Here is a 3,110-nt window from a genome sequence, read left to right on the forward strand (position 1 = left end):
CCTACAGCCGTACCAATCGTTGTTCCTAAGTTAACAGATGCTAAAAATAATCCATTTGCGAAATCAGGAGCTTCCGGAGCTGCTGATGAAATCCAATATTGATTAATATTCGTTCCTATACCAGCGAATATTCCCCAAACTAAAGTCATAATAGCCATAGGCCAAGTGAACTGTCCGGTGAAGAATAAAATGATGTAAACGACTCCCAATGCGAAAGGGAAAACTACTACCGTTTTGATGGCATTTTTCGTAAGCAGCTTCCCTGCGATAATGTTTCCAATAATGTTTGCCACACCGAATAGAATTAACATGAAGCTGATTAATTTTCCAGATATGTTCGTAACGGTTTTAAGATACTCAGCAAGATAGCTGTAAACCCCAAATACTGCTGAATTCAGTAAAAGGACGGCCATAATGGAAAGCCAAGTAACGGGGTTTTTTAATACGCTGAGCTGCGTTCCGTAGGAAAGTCTTTCTTTAACAGGCATAGAAGGGAAGAATGCCCATGTAGCAATAAATACTATAGCGTTAATGACAGCGAAAAATGTCATTGATAGTTGAAATGAAACTGTGCTTGCAAGAAAGCTTGCGATTGGTACACCAAGTACCATACCTGCAGATACGCCAATAAAGACTTTTGAAACAGCTTTTGGAGCGTCTTCCTTGCTGACTGAGTTTGCAGCCATTGTAAAAGCTGCTGAAAAATAAATTGGATGAAAGATAGCTGGAATCACACGCGCAAGTATGGCAACAGCAAAGTTAGTGGTGAATATAGAGATAATGTTACCTAAAACGAAAATACCAAGCACAAGCAACATCGCTTTCTTACGATTGACTCCTGAAAATAATAACGGCATAGTTGGACCGGATATTGATACAGTAAGAGCAAAGAGACTCACCAGCCACCCGGCCTTTGATACACTGATATGAAAGTGATCCGCAATGTAGGGCAGTATCCCTATAACCCCCATTTCGGTATTTATAATGCCGAAAGCTCCTAAGGTTAAGACAAATATAAGTAGCTTATTTTGTTTAGACATAAAATAAATTTCCTTCTTTCTAAAAAGTGTTCTAGCTGCTTCAAAGCGGGCTGTTTAAAGACCAATTGTCATGTTTTTACTTAGTCACTTTTTCAATGGTAACTGTAAAATCACCATGAAGATTTTCAACGTTTTCTTTTCCCGATTCAATTTGACCTAGTATGATAAGGTCATTTGTGGCATCCTCAAAACCTTTATAAAAAATAGCAACATTGCCCCAAGGAGCGTAATAAGCAAAGTCGCCTTTTTTTGATAGATCTCCGGCTTGTACATCATCTGCTGATAATCTTTTTTGTAAAATACTAATTTTCTCTTTATCTATATAATCTTCAAAAATGACTGTTAAAGGCAATTGAGCTAGAAAAGCCATACTTGCTGAGTTATCGTACATCCTAATCAAGACTTCTTTATCGTTAAACGTTAATTTGATTCTTGTATCTGAAATACGATCTTCTTTTGGCTGTTCTGGTGCTTGGTTTGAAGGATTACTTGCATTATGATCTCTGTCCGCTGCAGATGAATTATTGTTGCTGCAAGCAGAGAGGCCAAGGCTTGCTACTAAGATAGAAGACAGACATAAAAATTTTTTCATTTTAAGCTCCTTTCAATTTTGAATAATTAAAAGTGTTGCTTTCGTGATATGAACTTCGTTGCTATTTATTCTAATGGCTCCTTTTAAATATAGAAAATGCTTATATCTTATATCGTGGTATGCTTGATAAGCATTTCTAAGACGTATACACTAAAAATTGTGAAAGGAGGAGGGGTATATGGAATTTCGAGTTTTACGCTATTTTCTTACGGTTGCAAGAGAAGGAAACATCACGAGAGCTGCAGACTTTTTGCATGTGACACAGCCAACTTTGTCGAGACAATTAAAAGATCTTGAACAAGAGTTAGGTAAAAAACTATTTATTCGCAGCAGTCACAGTGTCATCCTGACAGATGAAGGAATGCTTCTGCGAAACAGGGCAGAAGAAATCGTTAATATGATGGATAAATTAGAGGCTGAGTTTAGTTCTATGGAAGAAACAATAGGTGGTGACGTTTATATAGGCGGCGGGGAAACTGAAGCAATGAAACATATTGCACGAGTAGCAAAAGATGTACAGGTACGTTATCCCAATATACGATATCACCTCTACAGTGGAAACGAAGAAGATATAACGGAACGGCTTGACAAGGGTCTGCTTGATTTTGGTATTTTAATTCAGCCAGCCGATATTTCAAAATACAATTATCTTAATATGCCTGCCAAAGATATTTGGGGCGTCGTTATGAAAAAAGACAGCTCCCTTGCCGTCAAAGAAAGCATTCAAGCTGCGGATTTAGTAAACGTTCCACTGATTTGTTCACGACAAGCCGTGAAACAGACTTTTTCGAAAAATGAATTTGCGGATTGGTTCGGCGAAGATTTTCATAAATTGAACATTGTCACTACATACAATCTTGCCTATAATGCGGCGATTATGGTTGAAGAAGGCGTTGGATATGCCATAACACTTGATAAAATCGTCAACACATCTACGACTAGCAACCTTTGTTTCAGACCGTTACAGCCAAGACTTGAATCAGGTTTAAATATTGTGTGGAAAAAGCATCATGTTCTTTCAGCTGCGGCGGCTGCGTTTTTAAAAGAACTGCAGGAGGAATTTGCACCATCTAGAAAATGAAATTTTTGATAGCAGTCTACTTTAAAACAGCTATAAAATTGGCTGTTTTTTATTGTTTAAAAATGTAAAATAACGGCTTCTTTTTTCTTTAATTTATTACAAAAAAATCAAATACACGTAAGACATTTCTATCAAATGCGATAACAGCTGTTAAATTTTATCTTAAAAGTGATATTCTTATAAACATTCAATCAGTATGCTTTTAAAGCTATTTATGGATTTAATGTTAGGGTATGAAACAAGTATGGAGAGCCAAGATTACTTTATTATTTTAAACGAAGGATGAGTGATGTATGAACAAGCTTATAATACCAGCCATACTAGTAATCTTCGCTTTATGGATCTTATTGCAATTGGCTTTAGGCGGGGATATTTTCAAAAATCCGCTAAATTATTT

The 3,110-nt window shown here is 36.6% G+C and carries 4 protein-coding genes; 2 read left to right on the forward strand and 2 right to left on the reverse strand.

The window, feature by feature from the left end:
- The coding region (locus AC1DRF_RS20995; RefSeq protein WP_477741596.1) for an MFS transporter at positions 1-1,040 on the reverse strand (1,040 nt) is incomplete at its 3' end.
- Positions 1,041-1,116: 76 nt separating this feature from the next.
- Positions 1,117-1,632, reverse strand: coding sequence for a cyclophilin-like fold protein (locus AC1DRF_RS21000; RefSeq protein WP_477741597.1), 516 nt, complete (start codon positions 1,630-1,632; stop codon positions 1,117-1,119).
- Positions 1,633-1,810: 178 nt separating this feature from the next.
- Between AC1DRF_RS21000 and AC1DRF_RS21005 the strand changes: the two genes are divergently transcribed.
- Both AC1DRF_RS21005 and AC1DRF_RS21010 read left to right on the forward strand, forming a co-directional pair.
- Entirely contained in the window at positions 1,811-2,713 is a 903-nt protein-coding gene (locus AC1DRF_RS21005; RefSeq protein WP_427075066.1) for a LysR family transcriptional regulator, read from the forward strand.
- Positions 2,714-3,006: 293 nt separating this feature from the next.
- Positions 3,007-3,110 (forward strand): hypothetical protein (locus AC1DRF_RS21010; protein WP_477741598.1); only part of this gene is annotated, 104 nt, incomplete at its 3' end.

Source organism: Priestia sp. P5_B4 (genome assembly GCF_056400385.1).

Excerpts from the sequence above, each read along its gene's own strand:
- AC1DRF_RS21000 (WP_477741597.1), bottom strand. The coding sequence starts at position 1,632 with ATGAAAAAATTTTTATGTCTGTCTTCTATCTTAGTAGCAAGCCTTGGC.
- AC1DRF_RS21005 (WP_427075066.1), top strand. The coding sequence starts at position 1,811 with ATGGAATTTCGAGTTTTACGCTATTTTCTTACGGTTGCAAGAGAAGGA.